Source organism: Hymenobacter polaris (genome assembly GCF_012927305.1).
GTDB lineage: Bacteria > Bacteroidota > Bacteroidia > Cytophagales > Hymenobacteraceae > Hymenobacter > Hymenobacter polaris.
Genome location: NZ_JABBGH010000003.1, coordinates 182,608 through 206,236, shown reverse-complemented (window position 1 = coordinate 206,236; position 23,629 = coordinate 182,608). Strand labels below are relative to the sequence as shown.

Below are 23,629 nucleotides of genomic sequence, written 5' to 3'. Positions count from 1 at the left end.
AATAAGGCCCTAGGGAGTATCCTTGTGGCGCGGCAGAGATGCTTCGGCAGGCTCAGCATGACGTTCTATTTTTCGGCCTTCAACCTTCCTATCGCCTCACCCATCCGCTTATGAATCGTAGAATTTTTGCGCAGCAGGCGTCGCTACTGGCCGCCGGCCTGGCCTTGTCGCCCACCGCTTTTGCCGCCCCGGCGCCCGCGTTTCCGGTGGTGCGGCCGGCGGCGGGCAAGCGCCGGTTTCGCAGCAAGGCCGTGGAGGCGGCCATCGTGGAGTTTAAGAAGCAGGTGAAGGACCCCGAGCTGGGCTGGCTGTTCGAGAACTGCTTCCCGAGCACCCTCGATACGACCGTGACGTACAGCACCCTAGGGGGCCGGCCCGATACCTACGTCATCACCGGCGACATCGACGCCATGTGGCTGCGCGACTCGTCGGCCCAGGTATGGCCCTACTTGCAGCTAATTGACAAGGACCCCGAGCTGCGCAACCTCATAGCGGGCGTCATCAACCGCCAGACGCGCTGCATCCTCAAAGACCCCTACGCCAACGCCTTTTATGGCGACGACACCAAGGTGGGCGAGTGGAAAACCGACAAGACCGATATGAAGCCCGGCGTGCACGAGCGCAAGTGGGAAATCGACTCGCTCTGCTACCCCATCCGCCTGGCCTACAACTACTGGAAGAAAACCGGCGACGCCAAGCCCTTCGACGCGCAGTGGCAGCAGGCCATCAAAACCACCCTGCAAACCTTCCGGGCCCAGCAGCGCAAGAACGGCCTAGGCCCCTACCACTTCCAGCGCGAAACCACCAACGCCACTGACACCCAGCCCCTCAAGGGCTACGGCTACCCGGTGCGGCCGGTGGGCCTCATCTGCTCGGCCTTCCGCCCCAGCGACGACGCCACGCTCTACCAGTTCCTGGTGCCCAGCAACTTCTTCGCCGTCACGAGCCTACGCCAGGCCGCCGAAATACTCGCGGCCCTAGCCCCCGCCGAAACCGCCACCGCCCAGGACTGCCGCGCCCTGGCCGACGAGGTAGAGAAAGCCCTGCGCGAGCACGCCGTAGTAGACCACCCGCAGCACGGTAAAATCTACGCCTACGAGGTAGACGGCTTCGGCAGCCAGGTGCTGATGGACGACGCCAACGTGCCCAGCCTGGTGGCCCTGCCCTACCTGGGCGCCGTGCCCGCCACTGACCCGGTGTACCAGAACACGCGCAAGTTTCTGCTGTCCGAGGCCAACCCCTTCTTCTTCAAGGGCACGGCGGCCGAGGGCATCGGCGGCCCGCACGTGGGGCTGGACATGATTTGGCCCATTGCCATCACCACCCGCGGCCTCACCAGCCAGGACGATGCCGAAATCCGGGCTTGCATCCAGAGCCTCAAAACCACCCACGCCGGCACCGGCTACATGCACGAGTCGTTTAATAAGAACGACCCTAAGAAATTCACCCGCTCGTGGTTTGCCTGGGCCAACACCATCTTCGGCGAGTTTCTCTGGAAAACCTACCAGGAAAAGCCGGCGCTATTGGCATAGAGTACCTGAAAAGCAAAAAGGCGGTCATGCTGAGCTTGCCGAAGCATCTCTACCGAACGTCACTCGGACGATGCGGTAAAGATGCTTCGGCAAGCTCAGCATGACCGCCTTTTCTGTGCGGCTTTAACTCCCCTACCGCACCAGCAGTTCAGCGGGCGGGCTCACGCGGCCGTTGGGGGCGATGGTGACGGCGCGCACCAGCAGGCGCTGTCCGGTGGGCACAGTCAGGGGCTGGGTGTAGCGCTCAGTCGTCAGGTCGGGCAGGTGGCCGTCGAGGGTGTAGCGGATTTGGGCGCCGGGCACCAGCGAGCGCAGCGTAAATACCTGGCGGCCCGGTTGGCGCTGGGCGCTCACACTATCGAGCCCTAGGGGCTCGGGCACGCGGTAGTTAATCTTCTTGGCATCGAGGCGGGCAAACTGCGGGCCGAGGCGCGGCACGAAGTCGGCGTAGTTTTTCTGGGCGTTGGGCGTCCAGGCTACTTCCGAGGCGGCCAGCAGGCGCGGAAAGAGCATGTACTCGGCCTTGGCGGGCGTGGTAATGTACTCGGTCCAGAGGTTGGCCTGGGGTCCCAGCACGTGCGCCTGCTGGGCGGGCGTGAGGGCGGCGGGCAGCGGGTTGTAGCTGTAGACCTTCTCTAGGGGCAGGTAGCCGCCAATCATCAGCGGCTCATTGGGGCTGTGGGGCACGGGGTTCTGGCCGGCGTCGAGGTAAAGCCAGCCGCCCGGCGACATTACCACGTCGTGGCCCTTCTGGGCAGCTTCGATGCCGCCTTTCTCGCCGCGCCAGCTCATCACGGTGGCGCTCGGCGCAATGCCGCCTTCCAGTATTTCGTCCCAGCCGATGAGCTTCTTGCCCTTGCTGGTCAAGTAGGTTTCAATGCGGCGGTTGAACCAGCCCTGCACCTGCTCGACGTCGGTGAAGCCCTCGCGCTTCATGATTTCCTGCACGGCGGCGCTGGTTTTCCAGCGCGTCTTGGGGGCCTCGTCGCCGCCAATGTGCACGTACTTACCCGGAAACAAGGGGATTACTTCCGCCAGCACATCCTCAAAAAACTTGATGGTGGGCTCGGTGGGGCACACGATGTCCTCGTTCACGCCCCACTTGGTCCACACCTCGTAGGGGCCGGGCTGGCAGGCCAGCTCGGGGTAGGCGGCCAAAATGGCCACCGAGTGGCCGGGCATCTCAATCTCGGGCACCACCGTGATGTAGCGGCGCTTGGCGTAGGCCACCACGTCCTTAATTTGCTCCTGGGTGTAGAAGCCGCCGTAGGGCTGGCCGTCGTACTTGAAGTCGGCCGGCGACTTGAAGGTTTGCTGGGCGCCCACCAGCGTTTGCTTGCGCTGCGAGCTGATGGTAGTCAGCTTGGGGTACTTCTTGATTTCGATGCGCCAGCCCTGGTCGTCGGTCAGGTGCCAGTGGAAGGTGTTGAACTTGTAGGCGGCCAGAAAGTCGATGTACTTCTTCACGAACTCGACCGGGAAGAAGTGGCGGCTCACGTCGAGGTGCACCCCGCGCCAGGTAAACGCCGGCGCGTCGCTGATGCGCACGTAGGGCAGGCTAAGGGGGCCCGCCGTGGGCCTAGGGGGCAGCAGCTGCAAAAAGGTCTGGCAGCCGTAGAGCAGGCCCGCCCCGCCGGTCGCTGTTATGTCCACGCCTGGCCGGCCAACTGCCAGCCGGTACGCCTCGGGGCCGAGGGCGGCCCCGGTGGCCGGGCCCAGGCGAATCTGGGCCGCCTGGCGGTTAGTGGTTAGGCTCGCGGTCCGGCCCAGCGCCGTCAGCATTTCCTGCAGCAGGCCGGCCACGCTGCGCGCCTCCGGGCCGGCGGCGTAAATGCTAACCTTCTGGGGCAGCGCGTAGTGGCCGGCCGGGGTTTGCACTTCGCGGGGCAGCGGCACCAGCCCTAGGCCTTGAGCGGCCGGCGCCTGTCCGAAGGCCGCGGTGCTGGCCAGCAGTGCCAGCGGAGTGAGAAACCTGGGAACGGCAGCAAGCAACGGACGAGGAAAGGGCATGAACTAGGCGTTTGTTAGGGCGAAGAGCGAGGGGAGGCCGGCGCCGGTGGGCACCCGGCGGCCAGGGTGGCCTACACGGCGGGCACGGCGTAGCTGGCCGGCACCTTGGCGGGGTAGGCGTGGCCGCGCAGGGCAAAAAACAGGATGTAGAGGTAGCAGGGCACCAGCAGCAAGTAGGCGTTTTGCAAGCCCACGCCCTCGCTCAGCTTGCCGTAGAGGTAGGGCAGCACCGCCCCGCCACCAATGCCCATGATAACCAGGGCCGAGCCGCGCTCGGTGTAGCTGCCCAGGTTCTTAATGCTGAGCGGGAAGATGGCCGGCCACATCAGCGAGTTGGCCAAGCCCAGCAGCGCTACGCACAGCACCGAGGCGTAGCCGTGGGTGAGGGTGATGCCGATGGTGGCCAGCACCCCCAGGATGGCGCAGAGGCGCAACGCCAGCTGCTGGCTGAGCAGGCGCGGCATGGTGGCAATGCCCAGCACGTAGCCCAGCAGCATGGCCCCTAGGGTGAAGGAAGTGAAGTTACGGGCCACGTCGAGGCTGATGCCCTGCGCCCGGCCGTACTGAATAATGGTATCGCCGGCAATCACCTCGACGCCCACGTAGCAAAACATGGCCAGCACGCCCAGCATCAGGTGCGGATACTGGCTGAGGCGGCCGGCAGGCGCGGTGGTCTCGGCAGTTGGGGTTAGCTCGGGCAGGCTGGAGCGGCGCACCAGGTAGGCCAGCACCAGCAGCGCCCCGGCAATGGTCAGGTAGGGCACTACCACGCGCCCGGCCAGCTCGTTGAGCAGCGTGGCGCGGGTGGCGGCCGACTGCGTGCCGGCCAGTTGCTGCTCTAGCTCGGCAATGCCCTTAAGCACCACGGCCCCGATGAGCACGGGCGCCAGAATACCGGCCACTTTGTTGCAAATGCCCATGATGCTGATGCGCTTGGCGGCGCTGTCGAGCGGGCCCAGGATGGTGGCGTAGGGGTTGGAAGCGGTTTGGAGCAAGGCCAGGCCCGCGCCCTGCACAAACAGGCCCAGCAAAAACAACCCGAACGAGCGGGCCTGCGCCGCCGGCACGAACACCAGCGCCCCCACAGCCATCACGACCAGCCCTAGGGCCATGCCGTTCTTAAAGCCCGTGCGCTGCAGAATGAGCGACGAGGGCAACGCCAGAAATACGTAGGCGATGTAGAAAGCAAACGTGACCAACAAGGCCTGGGCGTAGGTTAACTCGCAGGCCAGCTTCAGAAACGGAATCAGCGTGCCGTTGAGCCAGGTGATGAAGCCGAAGATGAAAAACAGCGCGCCAATAATAACCAGGGGCGAGAGGGTAGTTGATTTTGTCTTTTCCATTTGCAATCAGCTCGTTAGGTTATTTTCAGAAACGTTGGCCGCGCGCGCAGCCCTAGGCAGCCGGGCGGTTCTTTACTGCAAGTATACCCCGCCGCGAAACGATGCGCCCTACCCCCCTCCCACCCGCCCGGCCGCTAAGCCAGCCACAACGCGGCGCGGCCTAACATTTCGGCCACTCGTCAGGGCTTCAGGGTTTGCACCAGGCCTTCTTGGTTGAGGCGGATGGTGGGGTGGCCAGCGGCGGTGATGGTGGCGGCAAACTGGCTGGCGGTGGCGGCCAGCTGCAACTGGTTTACTTGGGCGCCTAGGGTAACCTGGGGCGGCAAAGCCAGCTCGGCCAGGGTGGTGGCGTAGCGCTGGTGCTGCGCCAGGTACTGCTGCTGGCGGTAGTACACCAGCCAGAGGTAGGGCTTCTGCTGCTCGGCGTAGGGCAGCTGGAAGGGGGTGCCCGCCTGGCGCGTGAACTGCAGGTAGCCCCAGCGCTCGGGGTAGTGCATGTTGATGACGCCCTGCGGCGACCACACCCAGTTGTGCTCGGGCAGGGGCTGGCCGCTGGCGCTCAGCTGCTTCTGGTAGCCGGTCGGCGTGGCGCGCACATCCCACTCCACCCGCGAGAAGTTGATGCGCCAGCGCGTGCCCTCGGCCGGCGCGTGCCAATCGTAGCCTACGTGCAGGGCTTTTAGCGGAACCGCCATTTCCACGGTCCAGCCCTGGTCCTGGTCGCGGGGCTGGTTGAGGGTGCCCGCCAGCCGCAGGCCCGTGCGCAGGCCCGGCGCGTCCCAGCTCACCAGCGCGTCGCCGCCGTTGCGGTAGGGCTTGGGCAGGAAGAGGTCGAAAATGTTGCCCAGCTGGTTTACTTCAATCTCGAAGTACTGGTGGGTATCGTTGTCGGGGTCGATGAAGACTTCAAAGTCATTGTCCTTGAAGATGATATCGTCGTGGTGAGTTTGGGTGGCCCACAGCTGCGGCTCTTGCAGGCTGGCGCCGATAAAGAGCGTCGAGTCGTTCCAGAGCATCTTCACCCGCGTTGGGTAGGTGGGGCGCGGCTTGGCGGCGCCCTCAATATCCACAAAGTCACTGGTCCAGGGCGCGCGCTGCCAGTCGCCCTCGTTCAGGTTGCCGTCCAGGGTCAGGGCCTGGGTGGTGTGCTGCACCACGTAGCTCAGCGGCGGCGTAAACAGCGCCTCCTGGCCCTGAAACAAGTTTTGCGCGTGCCCAGCCTGGGCTAGCAGCACGCCCAAGCCACCTACCCACCGGCGCCAAAGTAGTAGCGGCCGCAACGAGCCAGCGAAATTTTTCATGGCCGGCAAGTTAAGCGCGCAGGCTTATTTGGCCGACCAGAGGTCTAGGGGTACAAGCCACCCTCCGCGGGCCCCCCCCAGCCCCTCCCCTCCGGGAGAGGGGGAGCCTGACGTTAGCAAACGCTCGGTTTGTGCCGTGGCTCCCCTCCCCCGGAGGGGAGGGGCCGGGGGTGGGGTCCCCCGCGGAGGGCGGCCTAAACACCGTTCCAGAAACCGCTCTAGGCCACTTCAGCGGCCAGCAAAGCCAGCGTCTGGCGGGCTTCGGGCACGTCGTGCACGCGCAGCAGGCGGGCGCCGCCCTGCAGGGCCACCACGTGCAGCGCGGTAGTGCCGTTGAGGGCGGTTTCGGGTCCCAGGCCCAGGGGCTTATACACCATGGCCTTGCGCGAGAGGCCTACCAGCAGCGGGCACCCTAGGGCGTGCAGCTCGGGCAGGCGGCGCAGTAGGGCGTGGTTGAGGGCGGGCGTTTTGGCGAAGCCGAAGCCGGGGTCGAGCAGCACGTCGGGCCGGGGCTGGCCGCCGTTGGCCTGGCGCAGGGCCGCCAGCTGGTCGCGAAAAAACCGCAAGAGCGTCAGCACAATATCCTCGTCGTAGTGGGTGAGGCTGCGCATAGTTTGGGGGTTGCCGCGCAGGTGCATCAGGCAGTAGGGCACCCCTAGGCGGGCCACGGTGGGCAGCATCTCGGCGTCGAGGGTGCCCCCACCAATGTCGTTCACCAGGTCGGCGCCGGCGGCTACGGCCTCGGCGGCCACGGCGGCCCGGAAGGTATCGGCCGAAATAAAGGCATGCGGAAACTCATGCCGCAGGGCCGCGATGGCGGGCAGCAGGCGGCGCATTTCCTCGGCGGGCGCGATGTCGTCGGCGCCGGGCCGCGAGCTGTAGCCGCCCACGTCGAGGGCGGCGGCGCCGGCTGCAAGCATGGCCTCGGCGCGGGCCAGCAGGGCCGCCTCGGTGGCCTGCCCCAGGCGCGAGCCGGGGTAGAACGAGTCGGGCGTGAGGTTAAGGATGCCCATTACCTGCGGCTGGCGCAAGTCGAGCAGCCGGCCGTGGGGGCTGCGCAGGCAGTGGGTGGTGGGGTAGCTGGGCAAGGGCACTGGAGGGTGGGCGGGGGGGCAGCGCGCGGCGGTAAATATCCGGCGGTGCGGGCGAACTTGCGGGGGTTTTCGGGTGGGTATTTCCACCACCGAAGACGCAGAAGGGTACGCAGAGCAGTCGCAACAGTCGGCCAGCCACCTTACTTATTTACTCATCTACTCACTTACCGCTTGACTACCGCCGCGCACTACGACCTGATTTTGAGCCGCTGCCGCGAATTGTTTCTGGCCAAAACCCACGACTACGGCACCGCCTGGCGCATCTTGCGCCTGCCCTCCGTCACGGACCAGATTTTTATCAAGGCCAACCGCATCCGCACCATTCAGGAAACCGGCGTGCAGCGCGTAGCCGACGGCGTGGACGAGGAATTTGTGGCCATCATCAACTACTGCCTCATTGCCCTGATGCAGCTGCGCCTGCCCGCCGCCGCGCCCCTCGACCTGCCCGCCGCCGAGGTGGCCGCCGCCTACGACCACGAAAACGCCCTGAACCGCGAGCTGCTGCAAGCTAAAAACCACGACTACGGCGAGGCCTGGCGCCAGATGCGCGTGAGCAGCATTACCGACCTGATACTCATGAAGCTGCACCGCGTAAAGCAGCTCGAAAACCTGGGGGGCGCCGCCCTGGTTAGCGAGAGCGTGGAGGGCAGCTACCGCGACATGCTGAACTATGCGGTGTTTGCGCTCATTCTGGGGGAGGAAGCAGCTGCCAGTCAAAAGCCTGTTTAAAGAGCCCGTCATGCTGAGCGCAGCCGAAGCATCTCTACCGAACAATGGCCCTAGGCGACGCGGTAGAGATGCTTCGACAAGCGGACGCCAGATAAGCATGACGTTCTATGTTTACGTATTAGTCACTCATCACCAGTAACTAGTTACTACCCCTATGCCCGTTCTACGCCCCGTTACTACGCCGGCTCCCACGGCTTCGCACTCGCTGCGCCTGTTTACGCGGGTGTGCTGGGTGGTGCTGGGGGCCGTGTTCATCTTCTCGGGCCTCATCAAGCTCAACGACCCCGTGGGCACGGCCTACAAGCTGGAAGAATACTTCGAGGTATTTGCCCTGGACGTGCCCTGGGCGGCGGGCTTCTTCGATTTCTTGAAGGGCCAGAGCCGCTTACTCAGCATCTTTCTCAGCTCGCTGGAGGTGATGCTGGGCGTGGCGCTGCTGCTGCGCTGGTACCTGCGCCAGACCCTAGGGGTGCTGCTGGCGCTGCTGGTCTTTTTTGGTTTCCTCACCTTCTACTCGGCCGCGTTCAACAAGGTGACGGACTGCGGCTGCTTCGGCGACTTCCTCAAGCTTACGCCCTGGGCTTCGTTTAGCAAAGACCTGTTTTTGCTGGCTCTGTGGGGCGTGGTGTTTACTAATCAGCGCTTTCTGCGGCACTCGTTTGTGCGCGGCACGGCCGGCCTCATGGCCATGACCGTAGCCAGCGCCCTGGCCATCGGCATTGGGGTGCGGGCGTTGGGGCACCTGCCCTACTTCGATTTTTTGCCCTACAAAGTGGGCAATAACATTGCCCAGCAGATGAAGCCAGCCGAGGCCCCGCGCTACCGCTACACCTTCGAGCGCGCTGGCAAAACCATGGAATCGGAAGCCTTCCCCACCGACTCGACCTGGAAATACAAGTCGATGACCGTGCTCAACCCCGAGCAATCGAAGGCGCCCATTACGGATTTCGTTGTCAGCGACCCCGAAGGCAACAACATCACCCAACAAGTACTAACGGGTAATAAGCTGCTGATTCTCATTCAAAACACCAACAAAGCCGACCGTGACCGCTTCGACCAACTCAACCAACTGGTGGCCGACGCGGCCAAGTCGCGCAAGCACATTGAGGTGCTGGCCATCACCAGCACCAGCGCCGGCAAGTTCGACGCCTTCCGCCACGAGGTAAACCTGGCCGCGCCCTACGCCTTTGCCGACGCCACGGTCCTCAAAACTATGATTCGCGCCAACCCCGGCCTGATGGCGCTGCACGATGGCACCGTGATGGCCAAGTACCACTACCACGACATTCCAAAGCTGTACCAGGTGGAAAAGGCGCTGTAAACCAAGGTGTAATCATTACACAAAAGCACGCCATGCTGAGCTTGTCGAAGCATCTCTACCGCGTAAGTAATCCTAACAGTTAAGGTTAGTGACGCGGGAGAGATGCTTCGGCAAGCTCAGCATGACGTGCTTATTTTTGAGCCAATGCTCCTATTTTTATTTCGCCGCCTGGGCCAGGGCCTGCTCGTGCTGGTGGGCGTGGCGGTGGTGGTGTTTCTGCTGTTCAACGTGCTGCCCGGCGACCCCGCCGCGCTGCTGGCCGGCCAACGCTCGGACCTGGCCACTCGCGCCGCCATCCGGGCCGACCTAGGGCTGGATGAGCCGCTGCCGCTGCGCCTGCTGGGCTACCTCAACGACGCCTCGCCCCTAGGGGTGCACCGGCGCGACTCGGCCGGGGTGGCGCGCTACGGCGGGGTGGCGCTGCTGCCGCTGGGCAGCCAGCGGGCGCTGGTGCTGAAGCGACCCTACCTGCGCCGCTCGTTCCAAAGCAACCAGGACGTGCTCGCGCTGCTGCTCGACCGCTTTCCGGGCACCTTGTGGCTGGCGGTGGCGGCCATGCTGCTGGCGGCGGTGGGCGGCATTGCCCTAGGGGTGGGGGCGGCGCTAAAGCCCCAGTCGTGGCTCGACCGCACACTGGTAACCACTTCGGTGCTGGGCATTTCGGTGCCCTCGTTCGTGGCGGCCATTCTCATCGCCGTCAGCTTCGGCTTCTACTGGAGCCACTGGACGGGCCTGAGCCTGACCGGGCAGCTCTACGAAACCAACCCCTTTAGCGGGCAGCGGCACCTGGCGCTGCGCAACCTGCTGCTGCCGGCGCTGGCGCTGGGGGTGCGCCCGCTGGCCATTATCGTGCAACTCACGCGCTCTAGTATGCTCGACGTGCTGAGCCAGGACTACATCCGCACGGCGCGGGCCAAGGGGCTGGGCCTAGGGGCTACGGTGTGGCGCCACGCCCTGCGCAACGCCCTGAACCCGGTGGTAACGGCCGTGTCGGGCTGGCTAGCTTCGCTCATGGCCGGCGCGTTCTTTATCGAATATATCTTCAACTGGAAGGGCCTGGGCACCACCACCTTGCAGGCCGTCGAGAACCTGGACTTTCCGGTGGTAATGGGCGCCACCCTATTCGTGGCGGCCATTTTCGTGTTGGTTAACATCGCCGTCGATATGCTTTACGCCCTGCTAGACCCTAGGGTGCGCATTAACTAAAACGGGGCGGGGCGCTACCTTGCCGGCTGAACCACGCCGCGCGGCCGGCCTCCTGCTTATGCTGTATGTAGTGGCTTGCGGCGGCATTCTGCTCCTGGCGTTTCTGCTGGGCACCAGTCCGTTGCGCGTCAACCGGCTGGCCAATGGCTGGCTTAGCTTTTTTTTGCTGTGCTTGGGCAGCGTATTGCTCAGCCGCGCCGCGCCCACGGCCGGGGAACTGCTGCCGCCTGGGCTGCCAGGCTGGCTCGAGCTGCTGCGGCTGGCCATGGCCCCCGCCCTGTACCTGAGCGTGCGGCAGTTTATCGCGCCGCACCGCGCCGGGCGGGCGCTCGATGCCGTGCACTTCGCGCCCTGGCTGCTGTTTCTACTGCTGCGGCTGCCGCCGCTGCTGGGCCACGCGGGCGGGGTGGCCGCGTGGCCGGCCGGGGTGGCGCCCCTGGTGCGGGGGCTCGTGCTGGCCACGCCAAAGGCGCAGGCGGTGGGCTACTGGCTGGCGGCCTACCTGCTGCTGCGCCAACACCAGCGCCACCCGCTGCGCCCGGCGGCCCAGTTGCAGCCGGGGCGGCTTCGCTGGCTACAGATGCTGCTGTGGGGCCTGGCGCTGCTGGTGGGCCTCTGGCTGCTCGAACTGCTGGTACCCGCCAGCCGGGAGCTGCCCCTACTGCCCGCCTGCTACCTGGCCGCCGTGGGCTACCTGGCCTACTACGCGCTGCGCCAGCCCGAGGCAGTTGCTTTCGTGGGGCCTAGGGGGCTAGCGCTGCCCGCCCGGCTGCCCGCTTACGCCCCCGACCCGCCCGCTACTCCGGCGCCGGCCGCGCCGGCCGGCCGGCAGCCGCGCCTATCGCCCAGCCAGCTGGCCTACTGGCAGCAGCGGCTGCTGCACCTGCTCGCTACCACCAAGCCCTATTTGCAGCCCGACCTGAGCCTGCCCGCGCTGGCCCAGCAAGCGGGCCTCTCCACGCACGAGCTGTCCTACGTGCTGAACGAGGGCCTAGGGGTTAATTTTTTCCAATTCATCAACCGCTACCGGGTCGAGGAAGCCAAGCGCCTGCTGGCCGCCGCCCAGCACCACCACCTGAGCATGGTGGGCATTGCCTTCGAGGCCGGGTTTAGTTCGAAGACCACGTTCAACACCGCCTTTAAAAAAGCTACCGGCCTGTCGCCCAGCCAGTTTTTGGCTGCTTTACCGCCTAGGGGTGGCCCCGCGCCCGCGCCACCTGTCGCCGACTCGCTCCCCAGTGGTTCGCCTGGATAAAGCCGAACGCCCCCAAGCCCGCCGCCCGCGAGGTTTGCCGCAGTTATCCATTCTACTGCGCGTATGCCGACTGACGCTCCAATTACTACCACTCCCCGGCGGGGCTATTCTGCGCTAGTGGGGTGCCCACTGGCGGGGCTGCTGGCGGGCGCCACGCTGCTGCGCATCGGGCGCTGGCTGCTGGGCGGGGGCCGCACCACGCCCCCCGGCCTGCTGCCGCTGGCTTGGCTGGTGCTGGCCGCCTCGGTGCTCTACGGGCTCTGGTGGAGCCGGCGTCCGCCCACGCGGCCGGCGCACCACCCGGTACTGGCCTTTTGGCAAGGCCTTATTTGCGCTGACATAGCCCTCGACTTATCCTTGTTTGGGTGGCAGAAAATTGCCAAGCTGCAGTTTTTTACGCCCCTGGGGATGCTTGACCTGCCCTTCAGCAGCTTCTCGGGCGAAGACCTGACCTGGGCCTTTTTTGGGTATTCTTACCCGTATCGCGTTGCCATCGGCCTGCTACAAATCCTAGGGGCCTGGCTGCTGCTCTTTGGCCGCACGCGTCTGCTGGGCACGCTGGTGCTGGTGCCCATCCTGCTCAACATCGTATTGCTCGACTACTTCTACCACTTGCCGGTGGGGGTGCTGTGCCACGCGCTCATCATCTTGGCGGGGGTACTTTACCTGCTCTTGCTCGACTACGAGCGCCTGGTCGAGTTCTTTTGGCGCGCGCCGGGCCGGTTGCCGCGTCCGGCGTTTCCGGGCCGGCGCCTGCGGCTACTGGGCCGCCTGGCGATAATGAGCTTGCCGCTACTGCTGCTGAGCGTGTATCATTTTCCCGATACCTATCCTCAGCTTACCGGCAAGTATACCGTGCGCGACCTGCGCCTCGACGGCCAGCCCCAGGCGGCGCGCACCTGCCAGGACAGCGTGCTCACCACCGTGTACCTAGATATTGCCCACGACTGCGTATTTGAGTTCAATGGCCCCACGCGCCGCTTGTTTGGCACCTACTCGTACCTGGCGGCGCCGCGGCGCCTGAGCGTGCGCTGGCGCTACCCCACGCCGCGCCCCGACTCGCTGCAGTTGGTCCTCACGCCTACTCCGGCAGGATTGCTGGCCGCCGGCCAGCTAGGCCAGCAGCGCGTGGCCTTTCGGCTGGTGCCAGCGCACTAGCGCCCAGGGGAAGGCGACGAGCCCTCGGCCCTAGGAAGCATCTGGGCAATTAGTTCACCTGCGCTTTAGGCAGTACCCCGTAGGTTTCGCGCTCACCCGCGCCCTTCTCGCTATGGCTCCTACCGCCGCCGACCAACCCGAAGACGCCGCCGACCGCTCGCCCACCATAGACCTGGGCGACTGGATTAATACGTTTGTGCTGGCGGCCCTACCTTTGGTAGGCTTCGTACTGCTGTGCGCGTGGGCCTTTGGCCGCACCACGCCGCCCAGCAAAGCCAACTGGGCCAGGGCCATGCTGCTGCTCTACGCGCTGGTGCTGGTGCTTGGGCTAGCGTTAGTAGCCCTCACTTGGCTGGCGCGGCCCGCCGACACGCAAGTACTGACGTCGGGGCCCGGCTACCGGGTGGTGCCCTAGGGCCGCTGCCAGGGACTAGGCCGCTACACCTGCTTCACCCTGAACAACTTGCCTAACCACCTCTACCTCATTGGCCTGCCGGGCTCGGGCAAAACCACCCTCGGGCGCCAGCTGGCGGCGCACTACGGCCGCGCCTTCGTGGACCTCGACGACGTGCTGGTGGCGGCGGCGGGCCAAAGCATTCCGGCCATTTTTGCGGCTGAGGGCGAGGCCGGCTTTCGGGCCCGCGAGGCGGCGGCCCTGGCGGCCCTGGCCGAACACGCCGGCCCGCCGCTGGTGGTGGCCACGGGCGGCGGCACGCCCTGCTTCCACGACAACCTAGCGGTGTTGCGCCGCACGGGTTTCGTGCTGTGGCTGGCGGTGCCGGTGCCCGAGCTGGCGCGGCGCCTGGCGGCCACCGGGCAAGCGGCGGCCCGGCCCCTGCTGGCCGCCACGGCCGCCGAGCAAAGCCCCGAAACCGCACTTTTAGCCCACCTAACCCGAACCTTGGCGGCGCGCGAAGAGTTTTACGCCCAGGCGCATCTGCACCACTCCGGCGCGGCCTCGGCGGCCGAGGTGGCGGCGGCGCTGGCGGCGGCGGGCTTCCGGCCCTAGGGCGGCGGCGCAACTGCTACGCCGCGCCGGGCGTAAATTTGTTTTAGAAACTGCTTTTTTATCAACTAGTAAGCTACCTCCTTCTCTATGGCGCAATTCACCGATACCGAGGCCCCGGCGGCCCCCACTCCGGTTCGGCCCAAGCACAAAGGCTCGGCCCAGCTTTTCGAAAATCCGCTGCTCGAGCGGCTCTCGCACACGCATATCGCGCTGCCCGTCAGCATCTTCCTGCTCACGGCGGTCGTTAGCCTATACTATGGCTTCACACGGGGCTTCCTTTCGGGGCTTTCGGGCCTAGGGCTGTTTTTGGCGGGCTGGTTTGGCTTCTCGTTTCTGGAGTATGTGGTGCACCGCTACCTCTACCATATTCCGGCCACTACGCCGGGCCGGGCCAAGTTTCAGTACACCATGCACGGCGTGCACCACGAGTACCCCAAGGATGAAACCCGCCTGGCGATGCCGCCCATTATCACGGTGTTCGTAGCGTCGTTGCTCTTTTTCATCTTCCGCTTCGTGTTCGGCACCTGGGCGTTTGGCATCCTGGCCGGCTTCACGTTTGGCTACGCGCTCTACCTGTTTGTGCACTACGCCATCCATGTGTATTCGCCGCCCAAGAACTTCCTCAAAGTATGGTGGACGCACCACTCGCAGCACCACTACCGGCAGGACGAGGTAGCCTTCGGCGTGAGCAGCACCCTCTGGGACCACATCATCGGCACCATGCCTAACCGCAGAACAAACTGATTCAGTATCGCGGATTCAACGGATTTCGCGGATACGCCACCTGCGGTGGCTGACGACGCGATAAAGCAAGACAAGCAAAAAGGCCACCCTAGGGTGGCCTTTTCTATTATGCAGGGGTTCAGCATCCAGCGCCTGCGTAGTCAGCTTGCCACCGGCAAGCGTATCCGCGAAATCAGTTAAATCCGTTAAATCTGCGGTCTGGTTTAGCTGGCATTGCCGCCACCGCCAATCTTGGTTACCAGCCACCAGATGAGGGCCACTACGATGAAAACGGAAATGATGCCTACCCAGGCGCCCGCCTTGAAGATGTCACCGATGGCTGCGCAGCTGGTGAGGGTCGTCACCATCAGAGTCAGCACGAAAAGCGAGAATAAACGAAAAGTGCTCATGAGAATAGTCAGGAAATGAAGGAGATGTGAAAGCCAGCAGGCAACTGCCTTCCATAGCTGGGCTTACTGCAAACGCGCCCAAAAGGTTGGCCTAGGGCTGCCGGCTAAGCGAAAGTGCCCCCGCTGAAAGATGGATATAGCATCCCCTAGGCCCTAGGTGCGTACAGGAAAAACTCCCACCTTTGCGCTACCCATGACTACCACCGAAATTTCAGCTGCCTTTACGCAGCACTACGGCGCCGCCCCCGACCTGCTGGTGCGCGCCCCCGGCCGCATCAACCTCATTGGCGAGCACACCGACTATAACGACGGCTTGGTACTGCCGGCCGCCATCGACCGCGAAATCCGCTTTGCGCTGCGCCTCAACGGCACTGACCGCGTTCGGCTGACTGCTACCGACTTGCACGACACCTACGAGGTAGCCGTGGCCGACATCAAGCCGCTGCCGGGCGGGCACTGGGCCAACTACCAGCTGGGGGTGGTGGCGGGGCTGCTGCGCGCCGGCGTGGCCGTGCCGGGCTTCGACTGCGCCTTCGGGGGCGACGTGCCGGGCGGGGCGGGCTTGTCGTCGTCGGCGGCCGTGGAGTGCGGCATTGCCTGGGGCCTGTGCGAGCTGCTGCACGCCGACCTCGACCGCATGAAGCTGGCCCACATTGCCCAGAAAGCCGAGCACGAGTACGCCAAGGTAATGTGCGGGCTCATGGACCAGTTTGCCAGCCTCTTCGGCCGCGCTGGCCACGTGGTGGAGCTGGACTGCCGCTCGCTGGAATACTGCTACTTTCCCTTCGACACCGACGACTGCCGCATTGTGCTTTGCAACTCGGGCGTGAAGCACGCCCTGGCCGATAGCGAGTACAACACGCGCCGCCACGAGTGCGCCCGCGGGGTCGAGATTTTGCAAAAGCACAACCCGGCCATTAAGAGCCTGCGCGACGCGACGCTGCCCGAGATTGAGGCCGCTAAAGACGAGCTGGGCGAGGTGATTGCGCGCCGCTGCCGCTACGTGGTGGAGGAAAACCAGCGGGTTATTGATTTCACCAAGCAGCTGGCCGAACACAACTCACTGAGCAAGGTGGGCGAGCTGCTGTACGCCAGCCACGCCGGCCTGCGCGACGACTACCAAGTGAGCTGCCCCGAGCTGGACACGCTGGTGGAGCTGAGCCGCCAGGCGCCCGGCTGCTACGGCGCCCGCATGATGGGCGGCGGCTTCGGCGGCTGCACCCTCAACCTGGTGGCTACCGCCGAGGTCAAGAACTTCCTAACCCACATGAAGCAGGGCTACCACGACCAGCTGGGCCTGAAGCTGGACACCTACGTCACCACCCTGGCCGACGGCGTAGGCGAAATATTCGAGTAGTTAGTATCAGTGTAAAAAAGGCGGTCATGCTGAGCGAAGTCGAAGCATCTCTACCGCGTAAGTAATCCTGACGCAAAGAATTAGTAACGCGGTAGAGATGCTTCTGCTGCGCTCAGCATGACCGCCTTTTTTACGCTTCTTAAGCCCCACCCCCCTATGTTTGATTTCACCGAGCAGCCGCACCGCCGCTACAACCCTTTGCAAGACGAGTGGGTGCTGGTATCGCCGCAGCGGGCCAAGCGGCCCTGGCAGGGCCAGCAAGAAAAGCCCCAGCCCGACGAGCGTCCCGCCTACGACCCTACCTGCTACCTCTGCCCTGGCAACAAGCGCACCAGCGGCGAGGTAAACCCCCAGTACGAGCACCAGTTCGTATTTCAGAACGACTTTTCGGCCCTGCTGCCCGATGGGGAAACCGGCACTTTTGAAGAAGGCGGCCTGCTAAAAGCCGTGGCCGAAACCGGCCGCTGCCGCGTCATCTGCTTCTCACCCAAGCACAACCTGACGCTGCCCGAAATGGAAATCAGCGAGGTGCGCCGCGTGGTGGACCTCTGGACCGAGCAGTTTCGGGAGCTGGGCGCCGACCCGACCATCAACTACGTGCAGATTTTCGAGAACAAGGGCTTCATCATGGGCTGCTCGAACCCGCACCCACACGGCCAGATTTGGAGCGAACGCACCGTGCCCGACCTGCCCGCCAAGGAAAGCCGCGCCCAAAAAGCCTACTTCGAGCAGCACGGCCGCACCCTGCTCAGCGCCTACCTCGAGCTGGAGCTAAAGGACAAAACCCGCCTGGTAATCGAAAACGATACCTGGGTGGTGCTGGTGCCCTTCTGGGCGGTGTGGCCCTTCGAGACGCTGGTGCTCCCTAGGCGTGCCGTGCAAGACCTGACCCAGCTAACCGACGCCGAGCGCGACGGGCTGGCCGACATCCTGCACCAGCTCACGGTGCGCTACGACAACCTGTTTGAAATCAGCTTCCCCTACTCGGCCGGCTTCCACCAGCGCCCCACCGACGGCCAGGAATACCCCGAGTGGCACCTGCACATGCACTTTTTACCGCCCCTGCTGCGCTCGGCCACGGTCAAGAAATTCATGGTCGGCTACGAGCTGCTGGCCAACGCCCAGCGCGACATCACCGCCGAGCAAGCCGCCGAGCGCCTGCGTGCGCTGCCAGCCGTGCACTACAAGCAGCAGGAAGCGGCGGCGGAATAACTGGCAAAGGCAATTGCTTCCATTCACTCCCGTCTTTTCAGCATGACTGGCACTCTGGCCCAACAGCTTTCGCTGATTTCCTACGGCAACCACCTGCTAAAAACCGGGGAATTGACAGCTGATTACTACCCAGCTAACCCGGCGTTTACCTTTTGTAACCGAGTAGATTTTCTTTATTTGCCGCTAGGGGCCAATACTACTGAAACCCTAGCCGCCCCCGACCCCCTAACGTGGCTGCGGCAGCTGCGGCAACAAGGGTACCAGCGGCTTAGCTTATGTTACCGGCCCTCGGCTGGCAACCAACTCAATACGCCCGATTATAAGCTGGCGGGTTTTATTGGGGGTGGGGGCGACTGGCTGCTCGAAGTAGCCAGCGGACCGCAAGCCGACTACTGGGCTAACCGCTGGGAAGTAACCCAGCCCAACGACCCCCAGCAACTTATTTGGGGGGTTAGCTACGGGCGCGTAGCGGCCCGGCAGCCCTTGGCGGCGGCCCGGCCGCCTCTACCTGCAGCGAAGGCCGCGCTGGCGCAGGCGCTTACCGAAATTCAGGCCTTCGCAACTGCGCAGCAGTTGGACAATTGGGCTACAATTTTTGGGAAGGCCCTAGCCCTGCTAGACAGTCCCGAGCCAGCCAACGGCGTTTACCACAACCTTCTAGTGACCGCCGAACATTCGCTGGCCGCCCGGCAGCTCATCTTCGCGGCTAGTCAGGCTTGGGTATTCGGCGGCATGGGTTCTTGGAACGACCTGGTTTTTGAGGATGAAGCTAGTAACCAGCGCTACGAAACCCTTTCGGGCCAACTCTACGCGCAGGTAAATCAGGCAATAATCAGTGGCATCAATGCGCCAGGCAGCTAGCAGCTGGCGGCGCTGGCCGCGAGGCAACTACTTCCACCTGGCAAAAAACGCGTCCACGGCGTCGCGGTAGCCGTCGCTCACGGGCAGGGTTTCCTTGGCTACTTGCAGGGTGCCGCGGCCCACAGCGGCTACGTGGTCGAGGCCCACGATGTAGGAGCGGTGGATGCGCATGAAACGGCCAGCGGGCAGCTTTTCCTCCATGCTGCGCAGGCTGGTGAGCGAGAGCAGGGGCCGGGGCTGGCTGGCCAGGTGCACCTTCACGTAGTCCTTGAGACCTTCGATGTAGAGGATATCGGCCAGCATGACGCGCACCAGCTGGTATTCTACCTTGAGGTAGATGTGGTCTTCGGGAGGCAGGGCAGCGGCTACGACCGGGGCGGGCGCGGGCGGCGCGCTAGCCGGGCGCGGCTCGAAAAAGGCCCGCGCCTTGAGGGCGGCCCGCAAAAACTCCTCGTAGTTGAAGGGCTTCAGCAAGTAGTCGAGGGCATCGACGCGGAAGCCTTCGAGGGCATACTGGTTGAAGGCCGTGGTGAAGATGACGCGCTGGCCGCCGCCCTGCAGCACCCGCGCCAGCTCGAGGCCGCTGAGGTCGGGCATCTTGATATCCAGGAACAAGAGCTTCACGTCGGGCTGCTCGTGCAGGGCGCGCAGGGCGGCCACGGCGCTGCTGTAGCGCCCCACCAGCTTTAAAAAAGGCGTTTGCTCGATGAAGGAGCAGACGAGCCCTAGGGCCAGCGGCTCATCATCGACGGCGATGCAGGCAATGGGCGGGGCTAGGGCTGCAGATTCAGGCTGAGGCATACTTCGTACTCGTGCGTGGGGGTGGGCGAAACTATTTGCAGCTCGTGGCGGCCGGGATATAGCAAGTCGAGGCGGCGCTGGGTATTGGCCAGCCCAATGCCGCCGGGCTCGTCGTCGGCCACCAATTTTTGCCGGTCAAACAAGGTATTGCGCACGCACATCACTACCTGCTGCGGCTGCGGCTGCCCCAGGCAAATGGTGATGCGGCTGGGCGCCGAGGCGCTCACGCCGTGCTTAAACGCGTTTTCGACGTAGGGCTGAAACAGCATGGGCGCCAGGTAGGGGTCGGGCGCGGCGGGGTCCTGGGGCGTTTCAAACACTACCTCTACCTGGTCGGTCAGGCGCAGGTGCATCAGGGCAATGTAGTCGCGCAAGAAGCTGATTTCCTGGCTTAGGCGGGTGTGGCCGCTGGGCGTTTCGTAGAGCACGTAGCGCATCATGCGCGAGAGGCGGTGCAGCGCGGCGCGGGCCTGCTCGCCATCCACGATGGTGAGGGCGTAGATGTTGTTGAGGGTATTGAAAAAGAAGTGCGGGTTAATCTGAGCCTTCAGCAAGCTCAGCTCGGTGGCTACCTGGCGGCGCTCCAGCTCCTGGCGCAGCTCGGCGTCGCGCTGGGCTTTTTGCATGGCGGCCAGGCTAGTGGCCAGGCCCAGCACCATGAGCACCAGCAGCAGCACGCCGGGGTCGAAGAAGGCGCTGCCCTCGGCCTCGGCCGGGCCGGGCACAAAGTGGGGTCTAGGGGCCGACCACGGGTTGGGCGGGTCCATGACGGCCTCGCGGCCCCGCGCCACCAGCTCGGGCACCTGCAGGCGGGTAGCTACCTGCTGGTGCAGCGCCAGAATGGCCAGCCCCGCCGCCACGTTTACGACCACGAAGGGCAGCCCCCGCCGCCGGTGCAGGAGCCTAGGGGCGGCCCAGCCTACATTGAGGTAAAAAAGCGCCGCCAGCAAGCCAAACACCACCGCCTGCGTCAGCCAAAACTCCGCGGGCTTGGGGCCGGGGTAGTCGGGCTGCTGGGCCCACAGTAGCGCCCCCACCAAGCCCCACACCAGCGCGTGCAGCAGCAGCGTAGAGGCGGGGCGGAGCAGGCGAAGGGGCATGGGAGGGAGCGCTAAGCTAGCAGGGCCAAGTGGCCGGCAACTCGTTTTCAGGTACGCAAACTACGACCCTAGCCGCCCGCCGGGTTGCCCTCCAATCGGCCAGTGGCGCCGCTTCATCGGCCAGCGGGGCCCTAGGGCCTGGGGTGCCCCCGCCACGGGCATTGGTCGAGCCCGCGGCGGCCCCGGCCGACGCTACCCCGGCCGCTGGCCGATTAGTGGGCCAGGGTGGCGCGCCCACCGCAGGCTGCTGCCGCTCGCAGCAGGCTTCGGGCGCATCTTTGCGACAGTCTGGTTTGCGCCGCCTATGCCCCTCAAAAAAAATATTGCCACCAGCGAAGCCGGCTTCGTCTTCAACCCCGCCACCGGCGACTCGTTTGCCGCCAATCCGCTGGCGGCCGAGGTGCTGAAGCTCCTGCAAGCCGGCCACGACCTGGCGGCCATTCGGGCGCAGCTGCTCGAGCGCTACGATGTGCCCGCCCACCAGCTCCAGCACGACCTGGATGATTTTATCTGGCAACTAACTAGCTTTCAGCTGCTGGAAGAATAGCTGGCAATTGCTGCGCGCGGCAAACTACCGATAGCTATTGCTCACTACTCATTAATTACCCCTCGCTCCCGCTGTGCTTACCATTGCGCTCACCGGCCTCAACGCTACCGACAGCCCCGGCGCGGGCGTGGCCGTGGCGCGGGCGCTGCGCGAGGCGCCCGGCCGGGCGGTGCGCCTGGTGGGCCTGAGCTACGAGCCGCTGGAGCCGGGCATTTTTTTGCCCGATTTCTTTGCCAAAACCTACCTGCTCCCCTACCCCTCGGCCGGCTCGGCGGCTCTGCTCGAGCGCCTCACCTACGTGCAGGAGCGTGAGCAAATCGACGTGCTTATTCCCTGCTTCGATGCCGAGCTGGCGCACTTTATTCGCCTCGAAGCTTCCCTCAAGGCCCTGGGTATTCGGATGCTGCTGCCCACGGCCAACCAGCTAGCCAGCCGCGACAAGTTGCGCCTCGCCGAGTTTGGCGCGGCCCACCACCTGCCCGTGCCCGCCACCCACGCCCTGCACCAGCCCGCCGACCTGCCCGCCGCCGCCGCCGCCCTAGGGTGGCCGCTGGTGCTCAAGGGCCGCTGGTACGAGGCCGAAACCGTGCACACCGCCGCCGCGGCCGAAGCCGCCCTGCTGCGCCTGGCCGCCCGCTGGGGCTGGCCGCTGCTGGCCCAGCGCCACCTCGTGGGCCAGGAGCTGAACGTGGCCGGCTTGGCCGAAGGCCAGGGCCACCTGCTGAGCGCCGTGCCCATGCGCAAGCTTACCCTCACCGACAAGGGCAAAGCCTGGGCTGGCATTACCATTGAGGATGAGATGCTTACTGAGCTGGCGCAACGCTTCGCCGAAGCCAGCCGCTGGCGCGGGCCCTTCGAGCTGGAGCTACTGCGCACCGCTGCCGGCGAGCTGTTCATCCTGGAAATCAACCCCCGCTTTCCGGCCTGGATTTACCTGGCCGCCGCGGCCGGCCACAACCAGCCCGCGGCCCTGCTCAGCCTGGCGCTGGGCGAGCCCGTGGCGCCCTTTGGCCCGGTGGCGGTGGGCAAGCTATTTATCCGCTGCGCCTGGGACTTAATCGCTGATAACGAACATTTTCAGTTGATTGCGGGCCTAGGAGAAGTGTAATTTCAATGCGCCCTGCTCATCGCTGATTGCTACTCACTGCCCGATATGAAGCTTCCCTACGAGCGCCCCACGCTGCGCCGCCTCACGGCTGGTACGCTGAGCAAGTTTGGCCCCCAGGCCGGGGCCGGCGTGCGCCCGGTGGCGGAAGTGGCGGGGGCATCCGTGCCGGCGCTGCTGGCGCAGTTCGGCTCACCGCTGTTTGTGCTGAGCGAGCGGCAGCTGCGGCGCAGCGCGCAGGCGTTGCGCCGCAGCTTCGGCACGCGCTACCCTAGGGTGCAGTTGGCGTGGTCGTATAAAACCAACTACCTCAATGCCGTGTGCCGGGTGTTTCACCAGGAAGGCGCCTGGGCCGAGGTGGTGAGCGGCTTCGAGCTGGAGAAGGCCCTGGGCAACGGCGTACCCGGCCACCATATCCTGTTCAACGGGCCCAGCAAAACGGCGGCCGACCTCGCCCGCGCCGCCGAGGTCGATGCCGTGGTGCACCTCGATAGCTTCGATGAGCTGCGCGCGCTGCTGGCCGTGGCGGCCGGCCGGCCCCGGCCCGTGCGGGTAGCGGTGCGCGTCAACCTCGACGCCGGCCTGCCCCAGCGCTGGGACCGCTTCGGCTTCAACCTCGAAAACGGGCAGGCCTGGCAGGCGGTGCAGCAGGTGGCGGCCGCGCCGGACCTGGCGCTGGTGGGGCTGCACTGCCACCTGGGCACCTTCGTGCTAGAGCCCGCCGCCTACGGCACCGCCGCCGCCAAGCTGGCCGCCCTGGCCCAGCGCGCCACCCACGAGCTGCACCAAACCATCGACTACCTCGACCTGGGCGGCGGCTTTCCCTCGCTCAACACGCTAAAAGGCAGCTACTTGCCCGGCCCCGACCTGGTGCCCGACCTGGATGAGTACGCCGCCGCCGTGGCCGAGGCGCTGCTGGGCGCCGGCTTCGCCCCCGAGGCCCTACCGCTGCTGGTGCTGGAAGCTGGCCGCGCCCTGGTAGACGAGGCCGGCTATTTACTAGGCACCGTGCTGGCCACCAAGCAGTTGCCCGATGGCCGCCGCGCCACCGTGCTCGATTTTGGGGTGAATCTGCTGTTCACCGCCTACTGGTACGACCACCTCATCAGCCCGGTGCGGGCCGACGCGGGCCGGCCCGAGCCCACCGTGCTCTACGGCCCGCTATGCATGAACATCGACGTGGTGCGCGAAACCGCCTTGCTGCCCCCCCTAGGGCCCGGCGACCAGCTAGTAGTGCACCGCGTGGGAGCCTACAACATGAGCCAGTGGCAGCAGTTCATCACCCTGCGCCCCAACGTAATACTACTTGATTTACAAGGCAATTCGCACATTATTCGCGAAGCCGAAACACTGGAGTACGTGCAGCAGCCGGAGCGGGTGCCGGAGCACCTATTGTAAAAGAGGAGAGACCTGAAAAAAGGCGGTCATGCTGAGCTTGCCGAAGCATCTCTACCGCATAACTAACTTCTAACGTTGAGATTACTTGCGCGGTAGAGATGCTTCGGCAAGCTCAGCATGACCGCCTTTTTTCAGGTTTCCCCTTTTCTAATATTAC

23 protein-coding genes are annotated in these 23,629 nt (G+C 64.8%); 16 read left to right on the top strand and 7 right to left on the bottom strand.

Translation table 11 applies throughout. From position 1 onward, the window contains the following. The first annotated feature begins 110 nt into the window (after positions 1-110). Positions 111-1,532, top strand: coding sequence for a glycoside hydrolase family 125 protein (locus tag HHL22_RS17250; protein ID WP_169532655.1), 1,422 nt, complete (start codon positions 111-113; stop codon positions 1,530-1,532). Between the two features lie 132 nt (positions 1,533-1,664). Here HHL22_RS17250 and HHL22_RS17245 read toward each other — a convergent pair whose 3' ends face one another. The 4 genes from HHL22_RS17245 to folP form a co-directional block, all read right to left on the bottom strand. After that, positions 1,665-3,524, bottom strand: a complete 1,860-nt coding sequence (locus HHL22_RS17245; RefSeq protein ID WP_169532654.1) for a beta-N-acetylhexosaminidase — start codon at positions 3,522-3,524, stop codon at positions 1,665-1,667. An 89-nt stretch (positions 3,525-3,613) separates the two neighbouring features. After that, positions 3,614-4,885, bottom strand: coding sequence for a sugar MFS transporter (locus HHL22_RS17240; RefSeq protein ID WP_169532653.1), 1,272 nt, complete (start codon positions 4,883-4,885; stop codon positions 3,614-3,616). Between the two features lie 179 nt (positions 4,886-5,064). Further along, positions 5,065-6,186, bottom strand: coding sequence for a carbohydrate-binding family 9-like protein (locus tag HHL22_RS17235; protein WP_169532652.1), 1,122 nt, complete (start codon positions 6,184-6,186; stop codon positions 5,065-5,067). Positions 6,187-6,404: 218 nt separating this feature from the next. Beyond that, entirely contained in the window at positions 6,405-7,280 is an 876-nt protein-coding gene (gene folP / locus HHL22_RS17230; protein ID WP_317172687.1) for a dihydropteroate synthase, read from the bottom strand. 171 nt (positions 7,281-7,451) lie between these two features. Between folP and HHL22_RS17225 the strand changes: the two genes are divergently transcribed. The 9 genes from HHL22_RS17225 to HHL22_RS24270 all read left to right on the top strand — a co-directional run bounded on the left by HHL22_RS17225 (position 7,452) and on the right by HHL22_RS24270 (position 14,882). Beyond that, a complete protein-coding gene (locus HHL22_RS17225; protein WP_169532651.1) occupies positions 7,452-8,009 on the top strand; it encodes a DUF1599 domain-containing protein in 558 nt (185 codons plus the stop codon). Between the two features lie 154 nt (positions 8,010-8,163). Further along, positions 8,164-9,330, top strand: coding sequence for a BT_3928 family protein (locus HHL22_RS17220; RefSeq protein ID WP_241738166.1), 1,167 nt, complete (start codon positions 8,164-8,166; stop codon positions 9,328-9,330). A gap of 144 nt (positions 9,331-9,474) precedes the next feature. Continuing rightward, positions 9,475-10,536: an ABC transporter permease gene (locus HHL22_RS17215; RefSeq protein ID WP_169532650.1), complete on the top strand. Its 1,062-nt coding sequence runs from the start codon at positions 9,475-9,477 to the stop codon at positions 10,534-10,536. Positions 10,537-10,594: 58 nt separating this feature from the next. Then, the gene (locus HHL22_RS17210) at positions 10,595-11,791 is read left to right on the top strand and encodes an AraC family transcriptional regulator (protein WP_169532649.1); all 1,197 of its coding nucleotides are present in this window, start codon (positions 10,595-10,597) and stop codon (positions 11,789-11,791) included. A 63-nt stretch (positions 11,792-11,854) separates the two neighbouring features. Beyond that, positions 11,855-12,949 (top strand): hypothetical protein, encoded by a 1,095-nt coding sequence (locus tag HHL22_RS17205; protein ID WP_169532648.1) that lies wholly within the window; start codon positions 11,855-11,857, stop codon positions 12,947-12,949. Positions 12,950-13,061: 112 nt separating this feature from the next. Continuing rightward, positions 13,062-13,364 carry a hypothetical protein gene (locus HHL22_RS17200; RefSeq protein ID WP_169532647.1) on the top strand — a complete coding sequence of 101 codons (303 nt, stop codon included), beginning with the start codon at positions 13,062-13,064 and terminating at the stop codon, positions 13,362-13,364. Positions 13,365-13,412: 48 nt separating this feature from the next. Next, positions 13,413-13,958 (top strand): shikimate kinase, encoded by a 546-nt coding sequence (locus tag HHL22_RS17195; RefSeq protein ID WP_169532646.1) that lies wholly within the window; start codon positions 13,413-13,415, stop codon positions 13,956-13,958. 87 nt (positions 13,959-14,045) lie between these two features. Continuing rightward, on the top strand, positions 14,046-14,702 hold the full coding sequence (locus HHL22_RS17190; RefSeq protein WP_169532645.1) for a sterol desaturase family protein: 657 nt from the start codon (positions 14,046-14,048) through the stop codon (positions 14,700-14,702). Positions 14,703-14,747: 45 nt separating this feature from the next. Beyond that, entirely contained in the window at positions 14,748-14,882 is a 135-nt protein-coding gene (locus tag HHL22_RS24270) for a hypothetical protein (RefSeq protein WP_262888393.1), read from the top strand. Between the two features lie 23 nt (positions 14,883-14,905). Here the strand turns inward: HHL22_RS24270 and HHL22_RS17185 are convergent, their stop codons facing one another. Beyond that, positions 14,906-15,091 carry a hypothetical protein gene (locus tag HHL22_RS17185; protein WP_169532644.1) on the bottom strand — a complete coding sequence of 62 codons (186 nt, stop codon included), beginning with the start codon at positions 15,089-15,091 and terminating at the stop codon, positions 14,906-14,908. Positions 15,092-15,284: 193 nt separating this feature from the next. Here HHL22_RS17185 and galK point away from each other — a divergent pair, with 193 nt between their 5' ends. From galK to HHL22_RS17170, 3 genes are all read left to right on the top strand, one after another. After that, positions 15,285-16,448: a galactokinase gene (gene galK, locus HHL22_RS17180; protein ID WP_169532643.1), complete on the top strand. Its 1,164-nt coding sequence runs from the start codon at positions 15,285-15,287 to the stop codon at positions 16,446-16,448. Positions 16,449-16,604: 156 nt separating this feature from the next. Next, a complete protein-coding gene (locus HHL22_RS17175; RefSeq protein WP_169532642.1) occupies positions 16,605-17,660 on the top strand; it encodes a UDP-glucose--hexose-1-phosphate uridylyltransferase in 1,056 nt (351 codons plus the stop codon). A 42-nt stretch (positions 17,661-17,702) separates the two neighbouring features. Then, a complete protein-coding gene (locus HHL22_RS17170) occupies positions 17,703-18,521 on the top strand; it encodes a hypothetical protein (protein WP_169532641.1) in 819 nt (272 codons plus the stop codon). 27 nt (positions 18,522-18,548) lie between these two features. Here the strand turns inward: HHL22_RS17170 and HHL22_RS17165 are convergent, their stop codons facing one another. Next, a complete protein-coding gene (locus tag HHL22_RS17165; RefSeq protein WP_169532640.1) occupies positions 18,549-19,322 on the bottom strand; it encodes a LytR/AlgR family response regulator transcription factor in 774 nt (257 codons plus the stop codon). Continuing rightward, complete coding sequence (locus tag HHL22_RS17160; protein ID WP_169532639.1) at positions 19,295-20,422, bottom strand: sensor histidine kinase; 1,128 nt, start codon at positions 20,420-20,422, stop codon at positions 19,295-19,297. The genes HHL22_RS17165 and HHL22_RS17160 overlap by 28 nt, the downstream gene beginning before the upstream one ends. Positions 20,423-20,726: 304 nt before the next feature. Between HHL22_RS17160 and HHL22_RS17155 the strand changes: the two genes are divergently transcribed. From HHL22_RS17155 to HHL22_RS17145, 3 genes are all read left to right on the top strand, one after another. Beyond that, entirely contained in the window at positions 20,727-20,969 is a 243-nt protein-coding gene (locus HHL22_RS17155) for an HPr-rel-A system PqqD family peptide chaperone (RefSeq protein ID WP_169532638.1), read from the top strand. A 73-nt stretch (positions 20,970-21,042) separates the two neighbouring features. Then, positions 21,043-22,077, top strand: coding sequence for an ATP-grasp domain-containing protein (locus HHL22_RS17150; RefSeq protein ID WP_169532637.1), 1,035 nt, complete (start codon positions 21,043-21,045; stop codon positions 22,075-22,077). A gap of 45 nt (positions 22,078-22,122) precedes the next feature. Then, positions 22,123-23,472, top strand: a complete 1,350-nt coding sequence (locus tag HHL22_RS17145) for an alanine racemase (RefSeq protein ID WP_169532636.1) — start codon at positions 22,123-22,125, stop codon at positions 23,470-23,472. The last annotated feature ends 157 nt before the right edge of the window (positions 23,473-23,629 follow it).